Raw genomic sequence first — 26,984 nt, forward strand, 5'->3', positions numbered from 1 at the left:
GCGATGGCTATCGGTTATGCGGCTTGAAAGCGAAGAGGTGGACCCTTCGTCGAGCGCCGGTACGATATGGAGTGCTGCTCCGGGCTAATACCCATCCAGACAGAGCGGAACCTTCTATCACGTCAGACGCTCGGACAGTTGCCAAACCCCGATTTCCTGGGAACTGAATTGTGCTCGCCACCGGGTCCATTTTGCCGGCGCGTCTGTGGTGCAGGCCCCGATCAGCCTGACCAATGGCACAGGAACGCTTCTATGACCGAGCACTGCGAATTTGTCAGCTGGCGAACAATTCCTTGTAGCCGCTCGTCACCATCCAGTTCGCACGGTCGAGATGACTACGAAGCGCCTTCCTGGCGCGCTCCGGTTCAAGTGCCGGATCAATGCCGAGGATCAGTTGGGCCATTTCCTCTTCGGGCGCCTCATCGGCTGAGGCGTCCAGGAGCCTCATATAGATGGTAAAGTGCGCCCTGTCGTAGGCGGTAAGACGGTCAGACCAAGGGACTTCGTCGAGCAGTGTTGAGCTTTGAGTCCTATCTGTTCCCGTTGATTGATTCATGTCTGCCGCGAACCTCGCATGTTGATCGCTGGATCCAAGGCAGAATATCCCAAAATGGGATAATCCGAAACGGGGATTAGTCGCTGAGCCGGTCTCTACCTGCCGGTTCACCTAAATGCCCAAATCTCTTCGATCTCCCCGCCACCAGCGGTTTCTGGCCCAGTTGATCTCACTGCGCAATGTCAAAGGGCTGACGCAGGCGCAGGTGGCTGAGAAGCTTGGTCGTCCGCAATCTTTCGTGGCGAAATATGAGGGTGGCGAACGGCGTCTCGATGTCATTGAGTTTCTCGACGTAACTGCGGCCCTCGATGCTGATCCGTGTGAGATTCTGTTGAGCCTGCGCACGTAGTGGGCGCCCGCGCCCATCACCGCGCGTGCCGTGTGCCGGTGGGTCGAGCCCCGATTTTCTTGGCTCTGGCGTCTCGACCATTCCGCTGCGCCTCCTAGCGCGTCGTTAGACTCTCGCAATTCGCTCTGTTTTGTGCCTTTCTCAGCAGGTGGCGCCGCATCCTTCTAGGCCCGCCGCGGCGTCCCGCAACCCTTAGCCAGCTGTGAGCTTTCAGTAGGTTGTCCATCCGGCCCTTCGGATGCGGTGCGGCTCAGACGGCGGACCCGTTCCTGTCATGATTCGCCGCCGCACCCATTCCTGGGAAGCAGCCATTGGCGAGCGGAGGACAAAATGATGAGACAGCGAAGCGCTGGGCCATCCGCGCTGTGGTGATACGTCGATGCATGGCGGTTGCGCGACTTCGTTGCTTGAAGCGAAGCGACCGCACCGCCCATTTCGTCAACTGGCGAACAAATCCTTGTAGCCGCTCGTCACCACCCAGTTTGCACGGTCGAGATGACTGCGAAGAACGTTGCGTGCGCGCTCAGGTTCGCGTGCCGGATCAATGCCGAGGATCACTTTGGCCATTTCCTCTTCAGTGGCGTTGTCGGCCGAGGCGTCCAGGAGCCTCATATAGGTTGTAAAGTGGTCCTTGTCGTAGGCTGTAATGCGGTCCGACCAGGGGACCTCGTCGGCGAACGGCGTGTTCGATCTGGGCTGCAACATCGCTAATTCTATCTCCGGCCAATGGACCCGCGAAGCCCTGTGCCTGCTAAATGTGGATTACATATTATAGTTGATAAACTCAAGCCGCCTGATCCGCTGGCTTGCGTGCATGGATATGCGCAAGTTGGTCGGACGGAATGTGCAGAGGATCAGGCAAAGGAAGCGCCTGACGCAGGAGCAGCTTGCGGAGATTTCCGGGTTCAGTCAGCAGTACATCAGCGGCTTGGAGAAAGGCCGAAGAAATCCGACAATTATCACGATCTATGAACTGGCATTGGCCCTCGGCGTCAGCCACATGGATCTGGTTCGGCCCGACAAACAGGCATGATACACCCGCCCTCCAAGTAGCTGGCCGCCTGATGGCGCGCGCCGGGTGCTCGTGAACCCAGGCTTTTCTTAGGGTCCCCCGGCAGCCCCTGCCATTTGGCTCGCCCTGGCCCGGCGCACCCTATTGGACAGTCGGCCGCTGCGGTTTTTGTCAGCCTTTCCTGGGGCGGTCGGCATTGCCTTTTAGGCCCGCCGCGGCCTCCCGCAACCTTCGCTCTCGCTTCAGGTCCTTCTCTTGGTTACGATCCTTCGGATGCGGTTCGCCTCTTTCAGCGGGCCTAATCGCTTTCTGCCGCCCACCCCACGGGGACAGCCACGCGAGACTAGTATGGAGCGTTGCGGTTAGCGCACGAACAGCAAAGGAACTGAAAAAACAGGCAACTGTCGAAGCATGGCTGAACCAGCCATCGTGTCGGCATCTTGGAGCCGCGTGTTCGCCTTGAGGCCCTGCCGGTAGGATCCCTGCAGTTGAAGTCATTGTCGGCATTCTGACAACAATGGACATGAACCGCCGAACTATCAAGGCGACCAGGTTGTTGTCTAGCAATGGTTTTCCGAATCGGCACGGCACTTGCGTTACCAAAAACAAGTACGCCGCGGCACGGATCGCCCAAGAGGCTGAACGACCTGATCTGTTTGACCCTCGCAGCAGGGGTGGATGGCTAACACAAAGGAAACTTTGAAGGTGGACGTTTTCGAAAGTTCTCCAATACCTGTCAGGAAAACACGGACGCCATCTTTCTCGGTGGATCTAGCCTTGCTGGGAGTCGCATTCGTTTGGGGGGCGAGCTATCCGGTCGGGAAAGGCGCACTGTTCTACGCGCCGGTTTCGATACTTGTTCTTTATCGCTTCCTGATTACTACGATCATTACGGCAGTGGCTGCAAGACATGAGATCGCATTGGTCTCCTGGGGCGATTTCATCCGCGGCTTCGCATTGGGAACAATACTTTTTTGCATCTTTATTGCTGAAACTTACGGCGTTGCATCGACAAGCGCAATGAACACGGCCTTGATCATATCGCTTTGTGTGATTTTCACGCCGAGCATCGACTATGGGCTATCACGGCGACTTCCACCTACGGGCATTTTGGCAAGTGCTGCCATAGCGTGCATCGGTGTCGGCATTCTCACTGGCGGGATCAGCAGGTTCAGCCCGGGTGACGCGCTTGTCTTGGGGGCCGCGATTCTGCGAGCGGTTATGGTCGTTTCCACCAAACGCCTTCTGGCCGGCCGGCAGATTTCATCTGCAGCCCTGACGGCCATCCAAGGATCGACGGTGGCAACACTTACTTTCGTTTTGGCCGTCGCTCAGTTCGGAATTTCAGGCCTTGTTGTGAGGGCCACCCTTCAGTTTTGGGGCGCTGTTGCCTTCCTTGCACTCTTCTGCACCCTCGCTGCATTCTACATTCAAAATGCCGCAGTGAGAAAATCCACACCGACACGGGTTGGCTTCTTGATGGGAACAGAACCTTTTTTTGGTTTCGTTCTAGCGCACCTTCTTCTGAATGAGCCTTTGACAGTACCGAGCTTGATAGGCGCAGGCCTCGTCCTCGCTGCGACGTTTGCTGGCATCTGGTTTGAGAGCAGGACATCCAAATGAACCCCATCTTGGCTTCCACCAAACCCGCCATCGGCGGCATTTCGAGTTTTGAAGATCTGGAGGCTTTTCCGGACCGAACCGCACCAGTTGCAACCATGTTCAGCGGCGGTCTCGACAGCACCTATCTTCTCTACAAGCTGCAAAGCCTTGGCTTTGCGAACATTGAAGCTGTCGCAGCGGATGTCGGAACGCGCATCGATCAGCCTTTGTTGGAACGGACGGCAGCCATGTTCGGCGCGCGCTTTGTCTGCCTCGAAGGGCGGGATGCCTTTGTCGAACAAGGCGTGAAATCAGCCATTCGAGCCCACGCCAAGTACCTTGGCATCTATCCGTTGAGCAGTTCGTTGAGCCGTCCCATAATCGCATCTTTGGTTGTTAATCATGCTAGGTCAATCAACTCACGGCTGGTTCTTCATACAGCAAACCTTTCTCAAAACAGTCTTCCGCGCCTTAACAATAGCATTAAGCGCTCAGGATTTTCCGGCAACTTCGGCAGTCCGTATGAATGCTCTGTGATATCCCGACAACAGAAGACCTCCGACCTGTCCAAGTGTGGAGCGACTTTTGTGGCGGACCGCACGTGGAGCGCGGACGAAAACCTCTGGTGTCGGGAATTCGAGTCGGGGCCTTTGGAAGATCCCGAGAACTTTTCCATCCCCGAGGAGGCATTTGCTTGGACGCGCCACATTCCCGCAGAGCAGCCGGTAGAGATCAAACTCGGGTTTGCAGACGGAAGTCTCGTGTCAATTGATGACCGTGATGTTGCATTGGTCGACGCAATCCCGTTCCTGAATAACACGGTCGGCAAATTCGGGCACGGCCGCTTTGTCGGGCTTGAACACATCACAACCGGCCAAAAGGTTCTCGAAGTCCGCGAGGCCCCTGCCGCGGCCATTATCTTCGACGCGCTGCGTCACCTCGAAACCGCTTCTCTTGACGTGGCATCAATCGTTTTGAAGCAAGGGCTTGAGCAAGCCTGGTCCCAAGAGGCGGTTTCAGGTGCATGGGGCAGTACTATTCACCAGATGTGCGAACGGGCCATTGCATCCGCCCTCGAGGGCGTTAGCGGGAGCGTCAGCTACATAGTCGATCACACACGCTTTTTACCTCGGTCGATCCGAGCCAGGACGCCGAGATACATTAGGGACCGCGACCTTTGGGAATACCAAGCCGCAACCCACATAGCGTTGTCCAAAGCGTTCCGTCCTCGCCAAGTCACCAAAAGGGAGACACCCGTGGAAAACAACGCACCCCAGGCGCCGGCCAACCTCAGTCAACAATGCACTGACGGTCTGGTGACAAATGGATGGTGGTTTTCAAAAGGCGAGCGCGCCGAAGCCTGCTTTGGCATCGAAATTGATGCAGCCTGGAAGAACTTTGCTGACCATTGGAATCGACTTCTTCTCGATGAATACATGCGTGACGGCGGAACATATCGTTACCGGCGCTATAGCGCTTTTGAATATGACGCGACTGACGGAATCTTTAGGCTCCTACCCCACGCCCCCTACGAACAATCAAAAAGTGTCAATCATCTGAATGGCGGCTTCAAGCGCCACTTCGAGCCCCTTGAAAACTCCTTTATAGACCATCCCGTCTTAGAAAAGATTCTGACAGGTTTCTGCAGAATTCTATGTGAAGCCGCCCGACATGATCGTTGGAATATCAAGATCCATCCCTACCGGATTGTCGCGCGCGATGGTGTAAATGGCAAACCGGCACCCGAGGGCCTTCACCAGGACGGGGTGGACTTCATTGCTTGCTATATGATTGGGCGGGTCAACGTCACCGGCGGCATGAGCATGATCACCGACGCCTCAAAGGAGTTCCTCGGCGAGGTCGAAATGAACTCCCCGAATGATTTTGTGATCTGCAACGACCGCGAAACCTTTCACGATGTATCGTCGATTGTGGCCGAAAACCTGAAAATGCCGTACGCTTATCGCGACGTCCTTGTGATCGCCTTCGAGAAATTATAACGCCCAGCGCGCCGAGAGCATTTTCAACAAGGTTCAATACTGCTTGGTATCCTCTCGGGTGTTCCTGGTGCGGGAACAATGCAGGATTAATTTCTTGCATCTAAACACCTAGATAGCAGTTTCGCCTCTCTGGTATGATGGTTTTTGGCCTCGCGGATCTCGCGTAATACGAATGACCGTGGACACCCCCGATCTTCGCAAGAAAGTGAGAAATTATCCTCATGCTGTCCGACGAGGTGGTCTGCGGCTTCGGAGGCACCGGGAACTGGTTTGGTAGCCAGACATTTGGGATGGAACCGGACATGCTCTCGATCGCCGGGGGGCTTTCATCCGGTCACCTGCCCATTGGCGGCGTCATTATCTCGACAAGATTTATCAATGCGCCGCTGACGAGGCCCACAAGGTCGGCGTGTTCGGTCACGGTTTCACCTACTCCGGTCATCCGGTGATAGCGGCCGTCGCCGCCGAGGCGATCAGGATCTACAGCGAGATCGATTTCGTGACCCAGGCGCGTCGTCTCGGCGATCACTTGCATGGAGCCCTCGCGGACGCGCTCGGCGACCATCCGCTTGTCGGTGAAGCCCGCGGCCGCGGCTTCATCGCGGGGGTTCAGATCGTCGAGGATCGTGCGCCCGTCGCGTCTTCGCGCCCGAGCTGAGGATCGGCGATGTCGAGCGGCGGTGCCGCGAGCACGGCGTCATGATCCGCAATATGGGAGAAGTGCTTGGAATCTGTCCGCCCTATATAATCACCGAAAGCGAGATCGACCCCTTGGTTGACGGCATTCGTTCTGCACTCGACGGCGCCGCTGCTGCGAATTCCCGGGTCGGTCGGGTGGCATGAGTTCCAGCATTAAGACCGACTGCTTCACTTCAGTGGATATTATCGAGCAAACGCTCACCCGAGGGGTGCACTTCATCCGTGTCCGGTACAAAACGTCACCCATGTCTCAGGTCGGGCACGCCGCTCGCCAACGACACCGAGTTCGGCCTCGCGGCCTACTTCTACACCGGCGATCTCGGTCGCGCCTTCCGCGTGATGGAAGGACTGAAGTACCGGCGTCAATGAAGGCCTGATCACCACGCCGGAGGTGCCGTTCCGCGGCGTCAAGGAATCGGGCCTCGGCAAGGAAGGCGGCCTCCAGGGCATCGTGGATTATCTCGACACCAAACATGTCTGCATCGGCGGTCTCGGCGTCTAGTGGTTCCCGCCTGACATAGGAGTCCAATCAGAGATTCCCTTTCTGGCCTGCGCGTGCGAGTCTGGCGCATGCGCACAGGAAGATCGTTCACCGTTTCGTCGGCCGATCGCGTCCGTCTGACGGCGCTGATCAGGGATCGCAACGCCCCGCAAAAGCATGTCTGGCGCGCCGAGATAGTGCTTTTGCCCGCCGACGGCGTCGGCACCGGCGAGGTCATGCGCCGCATCGGCAAGTCGAAGACCGACGTCTGGCGCTGGCAGGAGCGCTTTGCCGCGGAAGGCTGTGACGGGCTGCTGCGCGACAAGACGCGACAGTGGCGCATTCCGCCGCTCGGTCCCGATGTCGGCGAGCGCGTCGTGGCACTGACGCTTGCCGATCCGCCGGGCGAGAGGACCCACTGGACCGCCGACATGATGGCGCAAGCCGCCGCAATCAGCGCCAGCGCCGTCAGGCGCATCTGGAAGGCGCATGGTCTCGCACCCCACCGCTGGCGCCAGGTTCAAGCTCTCCAATGATCCGAAGTTCGTCGACAAGTTGCGCGCCGTCGTCGGCCTCTATCTCGATGCGCCGGCCCATGCCATCGTTCTGTCGGTCGATGAAAAGAGCCAGATCCGGCGCTCGACCGCACCCACCCGGCCTGCCGATGAAGAAGGGGCGGCTCGGTACGATGAGGCACGACTACAAGCGCAACGGCACCACCACCCTGTTCGCCGCCCTCAACGTCCACTATTGTCCCGTTGACGAGAATATCATCTTAGTTGCTTGTAAAAATTTGTTCTCCACTTCCGTCTCCATCGTATCTCAGTCAACGCGATGGAGCAGGAAATGACTACAAACATTGTGAAACTGGAAGAAGGCAGGGCAATCGGCTCTAATCGTGACGTGCCGCTGTCAGATCATGAGGCGGAAGCCCTAGGGCATCTTGCGGTGGCGCTGAGTGGCATTTCGACGACCATTCGGTCCGCCGCCTACAAACACGCGCTAAACTCTAGTCACGCGATGAAGCCCCTAAAGGAGACGGAGGACGCGCTTACCGACTACGACGCCTTGGCGAGGGCGGCGGGCCGAAAGCAGCCGAAAGCGGCGGAGGAGGACGACAGGAAGGGGGACGCCCTAGCGAGAGAGGCCGCCGCACAGGTCAGCAGGGTCGATCAGACCCGATCTTCCCGCTGGAGCAGACCGCGAAGGGTACCGGTGGCATCAACGGACTACGTTCGGCAGGTGGTCATGGCAGATAGTCAGCTTGGAGCAGTGTCGGCACTGGTAAACGCGCGGCGAGTGGCTCCAGAACGCTTCCATGCTTCTGTTCCCAGTGTAGATAATAATCCGGATGCTCCGCTTCTGACCTCTTTTTCGGACTATCTGAGCAGGGTGTGCGGACTGGAGTCAAAGTCCCGCGAAGGCGTTCTCCTGGGCAGCCGCCGCTTTCTGGATTGGTTCCATCACCACCATTCCCGGCCAAGCCCTCGGCGCGTTGACGGCTGAGCATGTCCTTGCCGCTGTCGAACATCGGCTGTCACTATCGGCGACCTCCGGTACCCGCACCGGCAGCAACTTCTCACATCGTATTGGGCTGGCCACCACGACCAGAATCTCGCGCGCGTCGTCCCCAGGACGCCCCACTGGCGTTTGGCTCATCTAACCCTCGAACTCGGCTACGGCCCGTCGACGGTCTTCTTCACATGGGTCGGATTCGACGAAATGGACGAGGTCACAGGCGACGGCCATGCTGAACTGCTCGACGACGGCTCCATCGACATCACCTTCTATCACAACGGCGACGAGGCAATCCTCAAGGCCAAACGGGACACTTCTTCAACGGCCTGCTAGGAGATCCGTGTTCGCCTTGCGCTGACAAAGAAGCTCACACATGACGTCCGGGAGACGATGCTGGCAAATGGTCTGGCTGAAGCATTCCACCCACAATACCAAAGCCCGTCCCGATCCAAAGCGCTTCTAAGCACTCCACCTCAGGCGCAAGGCCGGTTGGCCAGTGCATCTTCTTGGTCCGCCGGAAGAGAACCCCGCCCGACAATAGCTTCATGAGGTCTTGCGCTGCAGTGTCGACCGTAAAAAAGGGCGCGCGAGGCGCCCTTCATTTAAACCGGCAGTCGGGAAGCAGACTTCACTCTGATATTCAAAAGCGGTAGGTGACACCTGCGCCTATCAGCCAGGGATCGAGCTCCGCCTTCCCCGTCAGCTTCGCGCCGGTCACCGTGACGTCGAAGTCCGGCTTCAGGAAAAGCTTCTTCACGTCGAAGTTGAGGCCCCAGTGCTGGTCCACCATGTAGTCGAATCCGACCTGCAGCGCCGTGCCGAACGTGTTCTTCACCTTGAGAGCATCAGCGCTGCCAGTGTCCTGGTTGTAGAAGATCGTGTAGTTCACGCCGGCGCCGACATAAGGCTTGAACGCGCCGAGATCGGTAAAATGGTACTGCAACGTGAGTGTCGGCGGCAGCAGCCAAACTTTGCCGATGTTGCCCAACCCTCCGATCGTCCCTTGGCCCGCGATGTTGGCATAAGTGGTACCGAGTATGAGTTCGGCGGCGATGTTGTCGGTGAAGAAATACGAGATATCGAGTTCCGGCGTCACCGTGTCCGAATACGAAAGACCGGAGCCGGGAAGCGTATCAACGTAGCCCAGATCTTTCGTAACGACGCCCAACGCCCGCAGGCGGACCTGCCAAGGGATTGGCGCTTCGGTGACCGAGGCTCCCGTCTCCGCCAGGACGGTCTCTGCTTGCGCAGGCTCCGCGGCGACGGCCTGCTGTCCCACCATGATCAGGGCCACCGCCGCTGCTGTTGCCCGCGCTACGCCCATTCGCGTTCTCGCCATGAGATTCACTCCTTGATGTTCAGAAAGGATGCACTGCACTATTTCGTCTCCTGCTCGAATGAATTGTTGATGGACCTCAAATGCCCCTCTTGCGTTGCAACGCGTTCCGCCGTCTCCGGAGGGTGATCGTTGAAGCCGATTGCGCTGCGGAGAAAATTGGTGCCTAGACTGATGAATGCGGCTTGCTCCCGATTGTCCTCGCCGCAGCCGTGCCCGCCTGCGCTGGCCTCGTAGAAGTAAGCGGGATAGCCAAGAGCCTGCAGTTTTGCGGCCATCTTGCGCGCATGGCCCGGATGGACGCGGTCGTCGCGTTTCGTGGTGGCGATCAGGATAGGCGGATAGGGCTGTCCCGGCGCTGCGGCGTGATAGGCGGAGATTTCCTTCAGGAAAGCCCAATCGTGAACCTTGTCCGGATCGCCATATTCGTCGATCCAGCTCGCGCCCGCCAAGAGCTTGGTGTAGCGACGCATGTCGATAAGCGGTGCTGTGCAGAACAGAGCCCCGAAATGCTCAGGATAGCGGGTCAGCATGTTTGCGATCAGCAGGCCGCCATTTGAGCCACCCTCGGCGGCAATCCGCCTCGGCAGGGTGATGCCCCTTCGCACGAGGTCGGAGGCAACGGCGGCGAAATCGTCGTGGGCGAGACGCTTGCCCTCCCTGCGCCCGGCTTCGTGCCAGCGGGTGCCGAACTCGCCGCCGCCGCGGATGTTCGCCTCGACACACGTGCCACCGCGCTCGAGCCACAGCTTGCCCAGCGGGGAGTTGTAGTAGGGCAGGAATGATACGCCGAACCCGCCATAAGCGGAAAGGTGAATCGGAGCATCTCCGTTCCCGTTCGCCGGACCAACCTGCGTATAGGGGATCAGCTCATGATCGATAGAGACTGCCTCGTGGCGCGTGACCACCAGTCCGGATGCATCGAAATTCTCCGGGCTGCGCTTCAGGATTGCTGAAGCGCTGAGAGACGGCGCGGCATTCAGATCGAACAGCAAGAGCTGCGGCGGCGTGATCGGATCCTGAGCACAGATCAGGACCTCTCCATTGGTCTCGTGAACTGCCGCATCGAATGACCAGACGTCGACAGTACCTTCGGCGGGCAGGGTGTTCAGGACTCGGCGCGTCCATTCCTGGTGGCCGGGAGTGAACATCTCGAAACGCGGTGCGAGATTGACGAGGTAAGAGATAATGAGCTTCCCGTCATTCCAGAAGAATGACTGCATGGAGCGCCTTTCCCCTGGTTGAAACAGGGTCTCAAAACGGCGTCCGCCGGCGAGGAAAGTGGAAAGCGAGATGACGATCAGCGCGTCGGCGGGATGGGTGGTGCCTCCCACCGTCCAGGGCTTGCGCGGCCTTACCGCCAGCCAGTCGCCGAAGACCCGCCACGACGCGTCGCGAGGAAGATCGATCTGCCTCCTCGGCCCGCTCCTATCGCCGATCCAGCTGATCTTCTCGAAGAAGGCCGGCTGCTCGATGAACCAAAGGCGCTCGCTGCGGCCGGTGCGGTCCGAATGACCAGACACTTGGAAGCTTTCGAACCCGGCCTCGAAGATTGCCGGCGTGGTGAGGGGATCCGCGTCACGCTTCCACAGTCGAACTGTGCGCGCATAGCCGGAGCGGGTGGCCATGCCATTACCAAGCGCACTGGAAAGCAGAAGCGTGTCAGGGTCCAGCCAATTAACGTAGCCTTTGGCCTCGGGGAGGTTGAAGCCGTCGGCGACAAAGCTCAGAGAAATCAGGTCGAATTCGCGATGCACGACCGCGTCGCTGCCGCCGCGCGACAGGCGCAGAACGGCTCTTTCCCGTCTCTCCGGCTCGATGGACGCGCCGTCCCAGATCCAGTCCTCTCCGTCGCTAGCCGCGAGAGCATCCAGATCGAGCAGTAGCTCCCATTGGGGATCCGCCTTCATGTAGGCGGCAAGGGTGGTCCGGCGCCACAGTCCGCGTGGATTACCGTCATCTCGCCAGTAATTGTAGAGGTACTGACTACGGCGCGCGATCAGGGGAAGATTGTCGCGATTGTCGAAAATGGCTGTCAGAGCCGCGCGGTCGCGCTCGAACTGCGTTCCACCGAAGTGCTTCAGAGTCCTTGCCGATTGGCCGGCGGCCCAGGCAAGTGCCCGCTCGCCCTCTACATCTTCAAGCCAGACATAGGGATCGTCGTCGGGAGCATCAAGCGTTGGACGGACATCAAATGCGTTCATGTCCGGACAGCCTTCAGAAAGAAGGGATAGAGGCTTCCGTCGGCTCGGGAACGCTCAGTGTCGGTAGCGGCGCCCACATGTTCGAAAAGCGTGATCATTGATGAGTTCTTCCAGTCGGTGCGGCATCGCAGTGCTTTTGCGCATAGGGCCGCAACCTTCGTGCCAACTGGGAAAATCGTTTCGGAACAATGCGATCGCTCTGGAAGCGTTGTGTCACATGTCCGACATCGTCGAGAATCCGACAACGAGTGCTCCTCCTAATCACCGGATCAACCTCCGGCGCCAGTCGTGGACACTGTGCAGAACTCGAGAAGTGAAGCTCATTGGAGTGAACCTGGTTGACGCCCAACATCTTCGCTCTGGAGCGCTTCACGCACACGGATTCATGGCAGACACCATGATGCGATCGATGCTGTTAGAGACCAAGCTGGCTGCGCCTGTGAGTTTCAGCCGCCAGCTGGAAGCAGCGGAGTTCTGAGGAGAAGGGTGGGGGGCCCAAGCCCTGCCGCAATCTTGGCCTGCACCGTCCCCTTGATTGTTGTGGGTCAACGTCTGCCTGCCCGCTGAATTTGGCACGCCTTACACCTACGTCACGACCAAGACCTTCCTGTTGCACTTCGGCCTCGACACACTGCGGGATTTGCCCGATTTCGAGGCGATTGAGGTTGCCGCGCTGCTCAGCAAGGAGAAGCTGCTGGCGGGCGATACTCCCATCGGGCTGGTGAGTGGTGGAGGAGGTGAGGAGCGACACTCCAAGGCCAGGACGGGCTAGCGCAGCAGATACATGGAAGTAATCGCTTGATATGAGCGGTTGAGAGTCGAATCAGGGAACTATGCGATCACTATCGATAAGAGGTGGCAATATCGATCGTGATTGTATCGGGCCACTCTACGGCGAAGGAGGCGGCAACTTGTGTCTCCGACCCGAAACGATTACCTTGCGGCCATTATGAGCAAGCATTTGGCATCCGTCTTGACGACGTGAACGCGCCCTGCAGCGTACAGCTGGACGACGCGGCGCTGGCCGATTGCTTTGCGGATCTCGATTTGGCCAAGCAGCATCCCGCTCATGTCAGCGCCTTTCTCGGCGAGGTCCCTCTCGCCCAGCAAGTCGAGTTCGCAACCGCGCACCACATTCGCGGTCGACGAGATGAAGGCTTTTGCCGCCAAGTTCTCTGCCTGGTCCGGCGAAAGCTATCCGCTCGCCGCATAATGGCTGGACATGATAGCCGACGCCCGTCCCGAATGGCGGCGGCTTTTTCGTATTATATCGACCTGATCGACAAGATGCGGCGGAACAGGGGTCCACGTGCGATGCGGCCAAAGCGGATCCAGCTCTCGAGCGCGACTACGGGGTAGGTGTGGTCGCTGGAGCCGCGGCCGACCTCGACCTCGCGCCAGCCGGTCTTGCCGCGCAGGGTGACCAGCAGCCCTTGCCGTCAAAAATCTCGATCCAGCTGGCGCCATCGCTGTTGTCGTCGCGCATGACGTCGAGACCGACGATCTCGGAGCGCCGCAGGCCGCCGCCACAGCCCAGGAGCAAAATAGCGCGGTCGCGCAGGCCCTGAGGTCGTGGCCGAGCGTGGCGATCATCGCCAGCAGATCGTCGCCAGGACCGCCTCTTTCTGCCGCGGTGGCTTTGCGTGCTTGCGGCGAATGCCGGCAAGAACCTTATAGATATGCCGCTCCGCGCGGTCCAACGGCCGGCCGCGCTGGGTAAAGTTCCAGGCGAGGCCGGAAAGCCGCCGCTCGATGGTCGCAAACTAAAGGGCAGGGGCGCCACGCTTCGGATCGCCGGCGGCGGTGCCCGAGGCACAGGCGCTGATATTGAGCCTGATCACCTTCGAGCCCGGAGGCAGGGGATCGAAGCCAGCGCGCCGGCACCAGGAGGAAAAATGCCGCCAATCCTTGGGGTAGGCGTCGCGCGTGTTCTCCGAGGTGGCGTTGTAGCCCCTCGCGGTCTCGACCAGTTCCTGGACATGCGCCGGGACTCTTTGAGCCGGGTCTCCATCTCCTTGTAGAGCTTGTCAAGCTCGCCATCGACTGGCTTCAGGTCGTCGATTGAACATTGCGTCATCATAGGCTTTGTGCCTTGTTGTAGCAGGCATCGTCCGTTCGCGCGGCGGACACAGACATCACCGTCGCTGAGCCGAGAACGACGGTAAAAGAAAATGCACTCACTGACTTCATAACCAATCTCTTTTGCGGGTGATTTAGAAACGGACGCCGAGCTTGGCGCTGAACCCGTGTGTCTGGGCATCCGAGGCGATCTGTCCCTGATAGGCGATGCCGAACGTCGCGTTCTCGGTGATGTTTACGTCAAGCCCAGCTTCGAGCAGAGCTGCGTTCTTTGCGATCGGCACGCCCTTGATGGCGAAGGAGGAACCGCCAGCAAAGGCAAGAGCGGTATCCGGCCTGACGTCGCCGAAGGCGTGGCGCCAGCCAAGACCGCCGCGCGCGGTAGCAGTCACGGTGCCGAGGGTCAGTACCGTCGACGCACGCAGACCTAGCGTGGTAAACGCCGTGTCGCTCGAGCGATCCCCGCTCGACAAGGCGGCTGCGCCGCCATTCTCGGTGAAGCCATCGGCGTCAAAATTCACATAAGCGAGATTAGCGTAGGGCTCGAAGGAAGCCGAAGCCGTATTGATACGGTAGCCGAGCTCGCCAAAGGCCTGGAACGTGCCGGCGTCGTAATCGGCCGAAAGGCTGTCGGCGAAGCCTGGAAAGACCACGGACCTGCCGGTCTCGATGCTGTGCCAGGTATAGGCAAGGCCGGAACGAAAACCGAGATTGCCGTTCTGCGTGCCGGCAAAAAGACCGAGATGGTAATTCTCGCTCGAGCCCGACGACGCGCGATCGTCCGCCTCCAAGGAGGTATGGCTGTAGCCGCTGATGAGGCCGAGCCGCCAGCTTTCGCCGACAGCCGCGTCACCGCCAGCCAGAAAGCCGCCTGTCGAGTGATCGAGACCGGCGGCATTGCCGTCGCTGTCGAGATGACCCCAGGCGCCGAAGCCACGGCCCCATACGGCGAAATTCTCACTCGTTGCCGGGGCCAGTTCCAGACCACCCAGCCCATAAGTCATCACCGGAACGCTGGAGGCACCGACGCCGTCGAACGCCGCACGGATCCGTTCGCTCGCGGCATCGCGTACAGAATGACTGTCCTCGATGAGGCCGCTATGAATGGAAGCATGAACCTCGCCTGATAGCATATCGAAAGCGTTGCGGGCTTCCGGCGCCGTCAGGAACAGGATGTTGTCCTGGATCGGATTACCGCTTCCAAGCGCCTGAGCCGCTGCGGCGACCGAGCGTTGATTGAAGGTGCTGGCTACATCGGCAAACGCCGTCGATGTGCGGCTGATATCGAGATAGACATTGTTGGCATCGTAGACGAGCTGGAAATCGACGAAGGGCGTCGCGTCTGTCGCCAGAGCCCCCGTCAGCCCGCCATAGGTGCCGCTTACGCCGCCTGCTGCGGAGAGCAGAGTATATCGGGCATCGACCGATAGCGTTCCCTGCCGCAGCAGCTCGATCTGCGCGCCGCTGTCGATCGCCGCTGCTCCGCCAACATCGATGAGATCGGACGACCTTGCGAGGTCGACCTGATAGATCGATCCGGACTGCTGCGCGAAATCGCCCGTGACAGTCAGTGTGGTGACGATCCTGCTCGGATCGGTCGCACTGCCAGGAGCGACCGTGCCGCCCTCGGAAATGGTGACCGCACCGTAGGTGCCGCCGCCTGCGACGACACCGCCGCTGTTTGCGATAGCCGTGCCCCCGATCTGCCCGTCATTCCCGAGAAAGCCGGACGTGGTCGCATCATGGGAAAGCACACCTGTATCGGCAAGCAGCAATCCCGCGCCGGAACCGACCGTCGTCATGCCGGAAAAATTGTTCTTTCCGCTCAGCGTTTGCACGCCACCGGCAACGAATAGTTTGCCGCCCATATTATTGTTATCAACGTCGAGGTCGTTGATGCTGCCGGCGAACGTGTCGTTCGAATCCGTTAGCACCAGGGTACGCTTGCCCAGTTCGACCGTTCCGCTGCCACTCAGGCTACGAATACGGGCATCGTTGTAGGCGTCGGAGATTCCCCAATAGTCGCTGCCATTTCCATGTTCGGAGATATCGAACGTGCCGTCTGCAACGACTTTCGCTGACCGTTGGATGTTGCCGAGCCCCGCAAGCGAGAGATAGGCATCCTGAGCAATATTCGTCTCGCCGGTGTAGGTGTTGACATTCGTCATCCGGACCACCGTCTTTGTATCAAGCGTCAGCGATCCGGAGCCGGAGACGACACCCGCTATGCCGAACCCGCCCTCATTCCCCATGCTCGTCGTGATCCTGCTCAGACCGGTCCCTTCGGGTGCGGATGAATCGGTAGAGAAGTTGCTGGCAGTGACGAAATGTGACGTATAAGCGGTATACTTCTTCTCCAGATCGAAAATGACCGATCTGTTTTTGAAGAAGTCAAGACCGGCAACAAAACTGGTCTGGTCATTGGGTTGTTCCGTCGTGCCGCTGGTGTAGGTGAAGTCGATATTGTCCAGCCTTACCGGATCGCCATCCGTTCCTGCGATTGTAACGCTCGGGATGTTGCCCGATGCGCTTACGATCTCGCGTTGCTCATTTCTCCGAACATTTTTAAGTTTGACGCCCGCATCCTGAAATTGCTTCAGCATCGCATCACTGATCTCCAGACTGCCACCGCCCGGTGTGCCGGTGTCGAGCAATACCGCGGTCTTGTTGGGGTCGGTGATTGGTGGGGCTCCATCCTTAACCGTGTACTGCAGATTGTAGCTGCCTTCGTATTCGGTCGAGGCATTGGCGCCAGAGCCAGGAAAATTCTGATAAGAATCCTGATCTTTTTCCTCGGGTTCTCCCCATGGCATGGCATTAGTATATTGGGCCCGGAGGCTTGGATTGAGGTTGACAATCGTGCAGGGGGAACAGCCAGGCGTTTGGTCGCTCTCGGAATCCGGATTCACATTGGCGGAGACCACGTAGCCAGACCTGGTGACACTGCCCATCATGCCCCAGACACTTGTCTTGCCAAGAAAATCGCCGGCCCCGAATGTACCTGCGAAATCGCCGCCTTCGTCTGCCATCTTGCCAGCGGTCATTTTCGCCCGCTGCTCCTTATCGGCGTGATAAGGTTCTTGGAGATCCTGACCATACATATCTTTAAGTCCATCCGTCACGGATCCCGGCGTGCACTTAAGATTGTTGTCCTTGCAATACGCATGGGTATAGACAAAATCGAGAATGCGAGCAGCCCGGTATTTCTTATCGCTTACAGACGGCCCGTCGATTGTTATCTTTTGATCTGGATCGACATATGTAAATTTATCAATTTCCACGTTCTGAAGCTTATTACCATACGTTCCGTCCCCGTACGTATATACGTAAGGCGTGTCGGCAATCGGGCGGACCCCGGTCACCTCTGACCCGATCTGCGTGTTGAGCTGGTCCGAGCCCGTGTCGAATACGTATCGCTGCGCGTTGCCATTGTTGATCTTGGCCCAGATGCCCAGGCGGTCATGGCCTTCCCCGACATACTCCAGCGGGATCGAAATCGGGTCGTCGGCCAACGCTTCTCCAGTTGGAAATGCTACCAGACCCACCCCGAGAGACACAGCCGGCAGGAATACCGTCGTCATCGCGGTGGTTGCCGCCAGAAAGTTCTTTGTCCTGAAACAAGCCTGCATACCTGGTCCTCGAAAAAGTCTCGCAAACTGATTGTTCATTGGAACGGCCTCCTGAATTGTTTAACGAGACCCTTTATGGCGGCCCTGGCTGACAACAGCCTGAAAGCTGCAAGCGGCCTGCGAGAATGGGGCGATCCTGAATGACGACAGGTGCTGTCAACAATGGATGAGTGCTCGGCCTGAAAGCTGAGCACGCTTTATGCTCAGGCTGCTGACAAGGCCAAAGCAGCGTAAGTGCGGAGTGAAATCCAAGGTCCACATGGGTCGTCGCGCTTCCCGTGCGCCTGGGAAGGCGCCGGCCCGGCCAAGCTTTCCCAGATCGTCCGGATGGCGCACAAGATACCGGTTCAGGTCGATCGAGATGGAGGCCGAGGCGTATGCCAAGGCGGTCGACTGCCTGACGAAAGATCAGAATGCGTCGCTGGCGCTCTACGATTTCCGCCGGCAGCGAGCTCAGCTCCTGCCGGGCATCCGTGTTTACTGGCGACGAGACACAAGATGTGCCCAAATTGCCACCAGACCGTCACCTGCGATGAGTTTCGGCAACTGATTTTGTCCTTTCAATCGTCGCCACTTCCTGGCCGCGGCCAACATGGGCCACTCGAAGGCAGCAGACTGGCGGCTATATGGACGGGCTGTGAGCCCGCACCGGAGACATTGGCGAAATCTACGATCTCTATAGCAACGTCAAGGAGAAGCGCGAGGTGTTGCAGATGTGGTCAAATCACATCGAATGGCTGATCAAGCAGGCTGCGGATGACGCTCTGGCGGCGTAGCTGCTGGCATGGGCGGAAGATGCGGCGCAACAATCGTCAGAGCCTCATCGAATTGGAGATCATGCTTGACCAGCAAATGCGCGGCCAATGCTTCGATGGCTGACCAGTGATCGAGTACTAGCCGGGCCGTGCGATCTTCGATCCGCCTCCAACGGGGGCGGCGCGGCATCAGGAACCGCAACTCACCATAGATTCGCTTGGCATCCGCGTAGTCGCTGCTCCCCTCATTCCCATCGGACGCATTCATCGCCATATCGCGCGGGTCCAGATAGCCTTCGAATGCGGATTCTGCAAAAGGACCTGCCAGACACGCAACTATCTCTTGGATCGCTTCATCGCGTTGGAAATGTCGATCCATATCGTTCTCGAAAATCGGCTTTAGCTCCGAGGTGAATCCTTGCGCTGAATAGAAAACCGTGCCTTCGACAAAACCACCGCACTCTCCGTCACCGGCGTCGGGGTAAATACTAACACTTGAGAAAGCAGGGAGTTCACGGTCGTCGTCGAACATCTGACGGTGCAAAACGATGGCGGCCACCGCGTGCCCGGCTTCGTGATGCGCCACAGACGGGAGAAGATATTGGGAGGCTACATTCATGCGGTGCGGCTCTCAGATCTAGTTTCCATCCAAGCCCTGATATCGGATTCAAGCCATGCGACTCGGCCGGGGGAGATGCGACGCCGCTTAGGGAACAGGCCTGCCTTCAGAGTCGCGCGGTCGCGCTCGAACTGCGTTCCACTGAAGTGCTTCAGGGTCTTTGCCGACTGGCCGGCGGCCCAGGCAAGTGCCCGCTCGCCTTCCACATCTTCAAGCCAAAGATAGAGATCGTCGTCGGGAGCATCCAGCGTTGGACGGACATCAAATGCGTTCATGTCCGGACAGCCTTCAGAAAGAAGGGATAGAGGCTTCCGTTTGATCGGGAACGCTTAGTGTTGGTAGCGGCGCCCACATGTTCGAAAAGCGTGATCATTGATGAGTTCTTCCAGTCGGTGCGGCATCGCAGTGCTTTTGCGCATAGGACCGCAATTGTCGTGCCAACTGGGAAAATCGTTTCGGAACAACGTGATCGCTCTGGCAGCGTTGTGTCAGATGTCCGACATCGTCGAGAATCCGACAACGAGTGCTCCTCCTAATCACCGGATCAACCTCCGGCGCCAGTCGGTGACACCGCATTCCTCTGTCTTTCCAGGAGACGGCGTGGACATCAATGCCGTTCCTCACCGAACCCGCCTCCTAGCCCTTCGCCCATACGTCACGGCCGCCCCCCGGTTTGGCTTCAACCTGAAGGATTACGGCGTCCTCTTCGCAGAGAAGATCGGGTTGTTCGTGGCGCGCGCAGCGGAGCCCAAGGAGCTTTTCTGGGTTGCGGATACTGGCATGTCGATATTACGACCGTGTGTCCTTCGACAAGCTTGGTGGCTTCTTCAACCAGAATCTCGCCGCGGAGATCGAATCGTTATCTGCGCCGCAAAGTGCGGCCGGTGAGCGGCGTGGCCCTGCGTTCCAGTTGGCCACGGTCCTCGCTGGGACGAGCAAGTAAATGGCTTGCGCAGCAACGGTGCGATCACACCTGGAGCACGGCGTCATCAGGAAAGCGCCATCCTTGTGCGCCCACGACACCCTGGTCGCCATCGGCCGCATCGCGGGGGGGCACTGTGGGCGATAACCATTCATTGATCTGGGCGATTGAGGGTTCTGCCGGGGCGCTATTGCTGCTCGGTAGGGCTGCGGGCTGGCGAGTCTACCAAGGCGAGCAACGACAGGCGAGACGGCAGACATTACGTGACGGAACTTGATATTGCAGTGCAGCAAGCGTAGAGCACCGCGCGCTTATCGGAGTGTCGTCCATGGCCCTTACCAATGCTGGTAACGAGGCAGAACCTGTCGAACAATCGAGCCATTCTGAGGTCGAGCAGCACAGCACCAAGGCGCTGATGTTGGGCGCACTAGGTGTCGTTTATGGCGATATAGGCACCAGCCCGATCTATGCATTTCGCGAGGCGTTGCATGCATCAGCGGGTGGCAACGTCGCCAGCCGTGGCGACATCCTCGGCGTACTCTCGCTGATCATCTGGTCCCTGACGATCACCGTGACGATCAAATACATCATGTTCGTGCTCCGCGCCGACAATCGAGGCGAGGGCGGAGTGCTGTCGCTTATGGCGCTGGCGCGCAACAGTTTCCCGACCTGCTCTGCGGTGATCCTCGGCATCGGCATCGGCATCGGCATCGTCGGCGCGGCGCTTTTTTTTGGCGACGCCGTCATTACGCCGGCAATCTCGGTACTGTCGGCGGTCGAAGGTATGAATGTCGTCACGCCGACGTTCCAGCCCTATGTGGTGCCGCTGACACTGGCCATCCTGGCGATCGTGTTTGCGGTACAGCGGTTTGGCACCGGCGGCGTAGGATTGGTGTTCGGACCCGTTACCGCGCTGTGGTTCCTGGCCATCGGCCTTTCCGGGCTCAACCACATCATGGACGACCCGGAAATCCTGCTGGCAATCAGCCCGCATTACATCGTGTCGTTCCTGGTCAACTCGCCTGACGTCGCCTTCGTTACGGTTGGTGCAGTCTTCCTCGCCGTCACCGGAGCCGAGGCGCTCTACGCCGACCTCGGCCATTTCGGCCGCAAGCCGATCGTGCTCGCCTGGCTGGCGATCGTGTTCCCTTGTCTGTTGCTCAATTATGTCGGGCAAGGCGCCTTCGTGCTGGCAAATGGCGGCGTTGTCGGTCATCCGTTCTTCGAGATGAACCAGGGCTGGACGCTTATTCCGATGGTCGTGCTTGCCACGGCGGCGACCGTGATCGCCTGCCAGGCGGTGATCTCCGGCGCCTTTTCGCTGACCAGGCAAGCGGTACAGCTCAACATGCTGCCGCGTTTCGTCATCCAGCACACGTCGGAAAAACAGTCGGGCCAGATCTATCTGCCGCGCATCAACCTGATGCTGGCGCTGGTGGTGATGCTGCTGGTGGTCGGCTTCGGCGAATCCAGCCGGCTGGCCTCGGCCTACGGTATTTCGGTGACCGGCAATATGCTGGTGACGAACATACTGCTTTTTGTTGTGATGACGCGCATCTGGAAATGGCCGCTCGGCGTCGCGATAGCCTTAATGGCGGTGTTCGTCTTCATCGATACCGGCTTCTTTGCAGCTAACATCGTCAAGGTATTCGAAGGCGGCTGGGCCTCGCTTGCCATTGCCGCAGTGATCGTGATGACCATGTGGACTTGGATAAGAGGCAGCAGGTATCTATTTGACAAGACGCGCAGGAACCAGATTCCGCTCGATTTCCTTGCGGGCAATCTGTTGAAGAAGAAACCGCAGCTGGTGTCCGGTACGGCCGTGTTCCTGACCAGCGATCCCGCCAGTGCGCCGACCGCGTTGATGCACAGCCTGAAGCACTACAAGGCGCTGCACGAACAGAACGTCATCCTCTCTGTGGTGACGGCGCAGCAGCCCGTGGTGCCCGACAGCGAGCGGATCAAGATGGAAACGATCAATGAGCTGTTCATGCGGGTGACACTGACCTTCGGCTACATGGAACAGCCTAACATCCCGCGTGCGCTGGCGATCTGCCGCAAGCAGGGTTGGAAGTTCGACATCATGACGACGTCCTTCTTCCTGTCGCGTCGCTCGCTCAAGGCGTCACCCAACTCCGGCATGCCGGTGTGGCAGGACAAGCTGTTCATCGGCTTGGCGCGCACGGCCGCCGACGCGACGGAGTATTTCCAGATCCCGACCGGACGTGTGGTCGAGATCGGAACGCAAGTGGCCGTTTAGGTATGCCCGGTTAAGCAGAATCAATTGGCATTTCGCGAGCCGGTGAATGCCTGACCGGGCGGAGGCCACGATGCTTGCGCCAAACTGGGGTCCGGTTCCAGGCCTGAAGCTTCCGGCCCCGAAAGCCGTCCTTTACGCCTGCGATCATTTCCGTTCCGCATTGTCTTGCCGACCCACCAGTCGAGATGCGCTGAAACGACCTCGCCGGGCAGCAACTTATCATTTGAACCTAATCGATGTGCCGCAAGTCCGACCTTCATTCTTCAGTTCACAGGCTAGCGTTGCCAAAATCGGCGTGCCGCCTAACCGGCGCCGCACCGTGACCTGTCAGGATGCTATGCAGGCGCGAGGCAGAAGCTGGCTCGAGGCCGCCGGCCTGGTGCTGGTCCGGCAGCGGCCGGGCTCGGCCAAAGGCTTCATGTTCCTCTGGAGGATGAGACGGGTGCGGCAAACGTCGTCGTCTGGGTCAAGATCTCTCGAGAAATTCCGGCGCGTGCTTCTTGCTTCGGCCATGCTCGGCGTCCGCGGACGCATCCGACGGAAGAGGAGGTGGTGCACCTCGTCGCCCACGAGCTGACCGATCTGTCGGCCGGGCTGGCCAGCGTGGGAAACCGCAAGACGCCGTTTCCGTTGCCGCACGGCCGAGGGACGAGGCTCATCACGGCGGATCGGGCATCGATCCGCGCGGCATGCCGAAGGGGCGCGACATCGTCGATGCAGTATGACCATATCGACCCTATCAAGTTCAAGACGCGTAACTTCCGGTAGCGCTTCCGGAGGCCACTTCAGCAGCATGTTGTGCACACTTTTGTCGGACCCTGTTAACTGCCGATTGGCAGCAGGTCACCCCGTGCCGGATCCCAAATGTCGTCGCTCTCAAGCGCAACGACTGCCCGCACCCTTTTTAAGTCAGCGAGCACCTCCACCGCCGGACGCCGCCCCGTTTCCTGAGCCGCGGCGTAACGGGTGTATTTGTGACTGTCCGGCTCAAACCACTTCAACGATTCCAAAGTAGCCATGGCATCGCCCTTGCGGCTGCGCGTGATGCGAATGATCGTGATCCCATCCTAAGCGCTCGCGTCGAATGGAGACACGCTGCCAACGCTTCATCTGCTCTACCCCATCTTTGTTCCAAGGCGGTCGGATCATCTCAATGAGCCCTGCCTCGGGGTGGCCAAAGCATGCATATTTATCGTTCGGCCCCGCATCGAATTATCATCTGCGATGTGGGACTCGATCTTGGGTTGGCGACGGCTTCGCTCCGGGAGTAGACGTCGGACCACTGATAAGTGCCGGACCTTCTCCACAATTTCTCGGCGGACTCATCGTGAACGCTCGATTGGACGTAAATGCGGTTCGCGGAAACGCAGGTCTGGCCGGCATTGCGGAACTTCGCCTGGACCGCACCGTCAACAGCACCGTCAATGTCGGCATCATCGAAGATGATGAAAGGTGCATTGCCGCCGGTTTCAAGGCTGACCTTCTTGATCTGGTCAGAGCACTGACGCATCAGCAGCCGTCCGACCTCGTTCGAACCGGTAAAGCTGATCTTTGGAATTGGTGCAGAGTTCACGGCCCACGCGATCACCTTCGGACGCATAGATCAGGTTGACCACGCCATCGGGAAAGCCGGCCTGATGGCGAGAGCAAACATTGCACCTAGCCACGCCACGATAAGATCGAGCGCGGCTTCGTTGCGTGCGGGTCTGTGGTCAGTGGAGGGCGGAGGAAAAGCGCTCGGCGTGCTCGCCCTCGCGATACCACTGGTTCGCGCCGGCAAGCGCCAGTTTCTGAGGCAAATCGCCGAACAGCTGGTAGAGCCTTACTCTCAGGGCTTGGCATCTATGTCGCCTACGACCGCCACATGCAGCCCGTCGCGTGCGAAAGCGGCTTTGTGGAAGGCGCTTAGATCGGAGGGCGTTACGCTAGTCAGCCTCCCTTGGGCGGTCTCGAATACGGATGCGTGCGTAGATTCCGCGCCGCCAGGCCAGCTCGGCGATCGCATGAGGTTCGCGCTCATTGGCAATGATTTCGGAGAGAAGCTGGGCGCGTATGCGGTCGAAAAGTGCTGGTGTAGCCGGATGCGGGTCCCGCCGCCGAGAATGTCGGCCAGCAGTCGAGCGCCGCGGCCCCGCACCAGGGACCGCCCATGAATGACTCATGCGAGGCGTCTCAAGGCTGTCCGCGATCCAGCGCCAGATCTCCGCCTCGCCCGAGACGCGCAGAGCTGGCCGGTTGTGCAGGAGCCGTCGGCAATATCCGCCTTCCTCGTTCGGATGGGTAACGCTTGCGATACGGAGTCTTGACTTTGGCAGTCGCTCTGTGACATTACCTATATAAAGTTCGAAAGAAGGCGATATGGATCATGCATAGGTCACAGAGACCCGAATGAAGGCAACGTATAAACGCACCTATTCGCGCTACGCGATGGAAGCGCTTGGCCTTTTCGGTAAGACCATCCGGCTTGGCCGGATGCAGCACCGGTTAACCGCACAGGAGTTAGCCGAGAGAATCGGTGTTTCACGCAGCACCCTGCAGCGCATCGAGAAGGGCGATCCCAAAGTCGAAATCGGACTGATGTTCGAAGCTGCTGCCATTGTCGGTGTGAAGCTGTTCGATGCCGACGGCAATGGCATCACAGCCCTCACAGGCCGCATGGACGATCGCATCGCGCTGCTGCCGAAGCACGTCTACAAGGCCGGCAAGCAGATCGTCGATGAGTTCTAAGGTCCCCAAGTACGACGAAGCCTATGTCTGGGTCTGGCTGCCGGGCGAGACCGCGCCGGTTGTCGCCGGGCGGCTATATGCCCATGACGGACTCGTCAGCTTCAACTATGGCAGGAGCTTTCGTGAACTGGGAAGCGCGATCCCGCTTTATCTCCCGGAACTGCCCCTGAAGGCAGGCGAATTGCCTTTGCTTCCTGGCCTAACCATGCCGGGATGCATCCGCGATGCTGCCCCTGATGCCTGGGGACGACGGGTTATCCTAAACCGCAAATTCGGTGTGAAGGGCGATGAAATCGCGCGGCTCGATATTTCAGAACTGACGTTCTTGCTGGAATCAGGCTCGGACCGCATCGGCGCGCTCGATTTTCAGTTTTCGCCAATGCATTACGAGCCGCGCGCACTGGCCAATGCCACTCTCGAAGAGCTTGTCCAATCGGCGGAGCGGGTAGAGAAAGGTATTCCGCTCACCCCCGAATTAGATCAGGCGCTGCATCACGGCAGCTCGATCGGCGGCGCAAGGCCAAAGGCGCTGATCGAGGGTGACGCCGTCAAGCATGTCGCGAAATTTTCCTCGTCTGCCGACCTTTACAGCGTCGTCAAAGGAGAATTCATAGCCATGCGGCTTGCCGCCTTGTGCGGCATCAGAGCGGCATCCGTCTCGCTCGTTCGCGCCGCAGGCAACGACGTGTTGCTCGTCGAGCGATTCGACCGGATCAAGGTCACGGGCGGCTGGCAACGCAAATCCATGGTCTCAGCGCTGACGATGCTCGCGCTCGATGAGATGATGGCGCGTTACGCCAGCTACCAGGATTTGGCGGAGATCATTCGCCACCGATTCACCGCGCCGTCGGAAACTCTGCGCGAGTTGTTCAGCCGCATTGTCTTCAACATACTTTGCGGCAACACCGACGATCATGCCCGCAACCATGCGGCATTCTGGGACGGCGCTAAGCTCACCCTCACGCCTGCGTACGATATTTGTCCGCAGGCCCGCAGTGGCCAGGAGGCCAGCCAGGCCATGCTCATCAGCGGCAATAACCGCATGAGCCGGATAGCGTCCTGCCTTGAAGCGGCGCATCACTTCCTGCTCAGCGCGCCGGAAGCTCTTGCGATTGTTGAAGGCCAGCTCCGATGCATTGCGGAGAATTGGCCGCGTGTCAGCGAGGAAGCTACGCTATCCGGCACAGATCGCAATCTGTTCTGGGGCCGACAGTTCCTCAATCCCTACGCTTTTACGGCGCTGGAAGGAAGCGCCGACGTTCTCCGCGCTCTGGCTGACGAACTACGCAACAGTGTTCACGCCTGATCCGGCGCTGGATTTCGGACAAGCTCGGCAAGCGCAAGACGCCCACAATATCGACAACCCTTGCCGTGCCAGGACGAAGATTGAACAAACGGCTCTTCAACAGTGACAACGTGCACTGCGGAGAGATGTGGAGCTGACACCGCAAAAGCCCAAGACGCGCGACTTCCCGCGATACAACTCCACATAACTGAGCGTCTACAAGCGGTGCAGCCAGCCAAACATCCAGCCATCAAAGCGATGATCGTCTGATCTTTTGCCGATGACATCACGTCGGGGAAGCCTTGTTCGAGCGCTTGCCGCTTCATATCGATACCGGCCTGGGCGTAGCGCATCGTTAGTTCAGCCCGAGTGGCCTGGCCATCGACTGATGGTGGCGATGTCAACACCCGCCTTGACGAGGTGGATGGCCGTCGTGTCCCGCAAAGGGCGATGATGGATGCTTTTTTCCGCCATGGTGGTTCCTTCGCCCGCAGCCATGTGTGCGCAGCAAGTATGGAACACCGAACCGGGTGAGCAGTGTGGGGCGGTCGTTGCTTTGCTCGGCGGGACAGGGCGATACCAGACGAAGGTCACAATCGAAGATTCAGGATCCCTGAACTCGTGCATCCGTATTGAACATCAGCGAAAACAGAGCGTAATCCCGCTGTCCAGAAGGCGTGCGGCGGACGATACGCGCCAGGACGCTCTTGATTTCCGGGCTCATCGAGATATTCGACAGGTGCCACCCACGCGCCCTCTTGAAGGGAAGTGTCACCACCAGTTGCAGCGTATCCTAATATTCGGGGTGCTCCGAAATCAGGAACCGCGCAAAGGCATGCATCGCCGCCAGCCTTGCATTGCGGGTCGCAACTGCCACGCTCGACCTCAAGTGATGTGAGAAAGCTGCCCATCCTGTCGGTATTGATGTCGGAGACCGCTTCTTCTTTCAAG

General features: G+C 59.0%; 21 protein-coding genes and 6 pseudogenes. 16 read left to right on the top strand and 11 right to left on the bottom strand.

The genetic code is table 11. The features are described from left to right. Positions 1-274: 274 nt before the first annotated feature. Entirely contained in the window at positions 275-556 is a 282-nt protein-coding gene (locus tag CK227_RS29230; protein ID WP_063169301.1) for a DUF2285 domain-containing protein, read from the bottom strand. A gap of 115 nt (positions 557-671) precedes the next feature. On the opposite strand from CK227_RS29230, the gene CK227_RS29235 reads away from it, so the two are divergent. Beyond that, on the top strand, positions 672-905 hold the full coding sequence (locus CK227_RS29235; RefSeq protein WP_082826573.1) for a helix-turn-helix transcriptional regulator: 234 nt from the start codon (positions 672-674) through the stop codon (positions 903-905). Between the two features lie 438 nt (positions 906-1,343). On the opposite strand, the gene CK227_RS29240 is transcribed toward CK227_RS29235, so the two are convergent. Then, entirely contained in the window at positions 1,344-1,610 is a 267-nt protein-coding gene (locus CK227_RS29240) for a DUF2285 domain-containing protein (RefSeq protein ID WP_063169299.1), read from the bottom strand. A 109-nt stretch (positions 1,611-1,719) separates the two neighbouring features. Between CK227_RS29240 and CK227_RS29245 the strand changes: the two genes are divergently transcribed. From CK227_RS29245 to CK227_RS29280, 9 genes and pseudogenes are all read left to right on the top strand, one after another. Beyond that, positions 1,720-1,938: a helix-turn-helix transcriptional regulator gene (locus CK227_RS29245; RefSeq protein ID WP_029354714.1), complete on the top strand. Its 219-nt coding sequence runs from the start codon at positions 1,720-1,722 to the stop codon at positions 1,936-1,938. A gap of 657 nt (positions 1,939-2,595) precedes the next feature. Next, positions 2,596-3,540: a DMT family transporter gene (locus tag CK227_RS29250; RefSeq protein WP_082826572.1), complete on the top strand. Its 945-nt coding sequence runs from the start codon at positions 2,596-2,598 to the stop codon at positions 3,538-3,540. Further along, positions 3,537-5,519, top strand: coding sequence for an argininosuccinate synthase-related protein (locus CK227_RS29255; protein WP_063169298.1), 1,983 nt, complete (start codon positions 3,537-3,539; stop codon positions 5,517-5,519). Before CK227_RS29250 ends, CK227_RS29255 begins: the two co-directional genes overlap by 4 nt. Before the next feature lie 221 nt (positions 5,520-5,740). Further along, on the top strand, positions 5,741-5,968 hold the full coding sequence (locus tag CK227_RS37880; protein WP_263485461.1) for an aminotransferase class III-fold pyridoxal phosphate-dependent enzyme: 228 nt from the start codon (positions 5,741-5,743) through the stop codon (positions 5,966-5,968). Beyond that, complete coding sequence (locus CK227_RS37885) at positions 5,929-6,177, top strand: aminotransferase class III-fold pyridoxal phosphate-dependent enzyme (RefSeq protein ID WP_063169297.1); 249 nt, start codon at positions 5,929-5,931, stop codon at positions 6,175-6,177. The genes CK227_RS37880 and CK227_RS37885 overlap by 40 nt, the downstream gene beginning before the upstream one ends. A gap of 308 nt (positions 6,178-6,485) precedes the next feature. Further along, positions 6,486-6,720, top strand: a pseudogene (locus tag CK227_RS29265) (aldehyde dehydrogenase family protein); the annotation flags it as partial. Between the two features lie 68 nt (positions 6,721-6,788). After that, positions 6,789-7,444: pseudogene (locus CK227_RS29270) on the top strand (IS630 family transposase); the annotation flags it as partial. 101 nt (positions 7,445-7,545) lie between these two features. Continuing rightward, complete coding sequence (locus tag CK227_RS37525; protein WP_063169296.1) at positions 7,546-8,205, top strand: hypothetical protein; 660 nt, start codon at positions 7,546-7,548, stop codon at positions 8,203-8,205. Between the two features lie 144 nt (positions 8,206-8,349). Beyond that, positions 8,350-8,550 carry a hypothetical protein gene (locus CK227_RS29280; RefSeq protein WP_244514237.1) on the top strand — a complete coding sequence of 67 codons (201 nt, stop codon included), beginning with the start codon at positions 8,350-8,352 and terminating at the stop codon, positions 8,548-8,550. A 307-nt stretch (positions 8,551-8,857) separates the two neighbouring features. Here CK227_RS29280 and CK227_RS29285 read toward each other — a convergent pair whose 3' ends face one another. Together CK227_RS29285 and CK227_RS29290 are read right to left on the bottom strand one after the other, a co-directional pair. Then, positions 8,858-9,556: an OmpW family protein gene (locus CK227_RS29285; protein WP_063169295.1), complete on the bottom strand. Its 699-nt coding sequence runs from the start codon at positions 9,554-9,556 to the stop codon at positions 8,858-8,860. 38 nt (positions 9,557-9,594) lie between these two features. Then, positions 9,595-11,757, bottom strand: coding sequence for a prolyl oligopeptidase family serine peptidase (locus CK227_RS29290; protein ID WP_082826571.1), 2,163 nt, complete (start codon positions 11,755-11,757; stop codon positions 9,595-9,597). Positions 11,758-11,974: 217 nt separating this feature from the next. Here CK227_RS29290 and CK227_RS29295 point away from each other — a divergent pair, with 217 nt between their 5' ends. Both CK227_RS29295 and CK227_RS29300 read left to right on the top strand, forming a co-directional pair. Further along, entirely contained in the window at positions 11,975-12,235 is a 261-nt protein-coding gene (locus CK227_RS29295; RefSeq protein WP_095769041.1) for a hypothetical protein, read from the top strand. Positions 12,236-12,328: 93 nt separating this feature from the next. Continuing rightward, positions 12,329-12,529, top strand: a pseudogene (locus CK227_RS29300) (SMC-Scp complex subunit ScpB); the annotation flags it as partial. A gap of 161 nt (positions 12,530-12,690) precedes the next feature. Here CK227_RS29300 and CK227_RS36925 read toward each other — a convergent pair. The 5 genes and pseudogenes from CK227_RS36925 to CK227_RS29325 form a co-directional block, all read right to left on the bottom strand. Next, complete coding sequence (locus tag CK227_RS36925; RefSeq protein ID WP_063169293.1) at positions 12,691-12,927, bottom strand: hypothetical protein; 237 nt, start codon at positions 12,925-12,927, stop codon at positions 12,691-12,693. Positions 12,928-13,043: 116 nt separating this feature from the next. Continuing rightward, positions 13,044-13,727: pseudogene (locus CK227_RS37530) on the bottom strand (integrase); the annotation flags it as partial. A gap of 243 nt (positions 13,728-13,970) precedes the next feature. Beyond that, positions 13,971-17,504 carry an autotransporter domain-containing protein gene (locus CK227_RS29315; RefSeq protein WP_082826570.1) on the bottom strand — a complete coding sequence of 1,178 codons (3,534 nt, stop codon included), beginning with the start codon at positions 17,502-17,504 and terminating at the stop codon, positions 13,971-13,973. A gap of 702 nt (positions 17,505-18,206) precedes the next feature. After that, on the bottom strand, positions 18,207-18,839 hold the full coding sequence (locus CK227_RS29320; protein ID WP_063169290.1) for a hypothetical protein: 633 nt from the start codon (positions 18,837-18,839) through the stop codon (positions 18,207-18,209). Continuing rightward, positions 18,836-19,114 (bottom strand): AlpA family phage regulatory protein, encoded by a 279-nt coding sequence (locus tag CK227_RS29325; protein ID WP_063169289.1) that lies wholly within the window; start codon positions 19,112-19,114, stop codon positions 18,836-18,838. The genes CK227_RS29320 and CK227_RS29325 overlap by 4 nt, the downstream gene beginning before the upstream one ends. 975 nt (positions 19,115-20,089) lie before the next feature. Here CK227_RS29325 and CK227_RS29330 point away from each other — a divergent pair. Then, the gene (locus tag CK227_RS29330; RefSeq protein ID WP_063169287.1) at positions 20,090-22,021 is read left to right on the top strand and encodes a potassium transporter Kup; all 1,932 of its coding nucleotides are present in this window, start codon (positions 20,090-20,092) and stop codon (positions 22,019-22,021) included. Between the two features lie 307 nt (positions 22,022-22,328). Next, positions 22,329-22,789: pseudogene (locus CK227_RS29335) on the top strand (OB-fold nucleic acid binding domain-containing protein); the annotation flags it as partial. A 512-nt stretch (positions 22,790-23,301) separates the two neighbouring features. On the opposite strand, the pseudogene CK227_RS36930 reads toward CK227_RS29335, so the two are convergent. Continuing rightward, positions 23,302-23,798 (bottom strand): annotated as a pseudogene (locus tag CK227_RS36930) (aldehyde dehydrogenase family protein); the annotation flags it as partial. Between the two features lie 611 nt (positions 23,799-24,409). Here CK227_RS36930 and CK227_RS29355 point away from each other — a divergent pair. Both CK227_RS29355 and CK227_RS29360 read left to right on the top strand, forming a co-directional pair. Beyond that, positions 24,410-24,748, top strand: a complete 339-nt coding sequence (locus CK227_RS29355; RefSeq protein WP_063169282.1) for a helix-turn-helix transcriptional regulator — start codon at positions 24,410-24,412, stop codon at positions 24,746-24,748. Continuing rightward, a complete protein-coding gene (locus tag CK227_RS29360; RefSeq protein WP_063169281.1) occupies positions 24,738-26,054 on the top strand; it encodes a HipA domain-containing protein in 1,317 nt (438 codons plus the stop codon). Before CK227_RS29355 ends, CK227_RS29360 begins: the two co-directional genes overlap by 11 nt. Positions 26,055-26,623: 569 nt before the next feature. Here CK227_RS29360 and CK227_RS36420 read toward each other — a convergent pair. After that, complete coding sequence (locus CK227_RS36420) at positions 26,624-26,983, bottom strand: hypothetical protein (protein WP_126066776.1); 360 nt, start codon at positions 26,981-26,983, stop codon at positions 26,624-26,626. Position 26,984 lies beyond the last annotated feature (1 nt).

This window comes from Mesorhizobium sp. WSM4308 (assembly GCF_002294905.1).
In the GTDB taxonomy this organism is placed as follows: domain Bacteria; phylum Pseudomonadota; class Alphaproteobacteria; order Rhizobiales; family Rhizobiaceae; genus Mesorhizobium.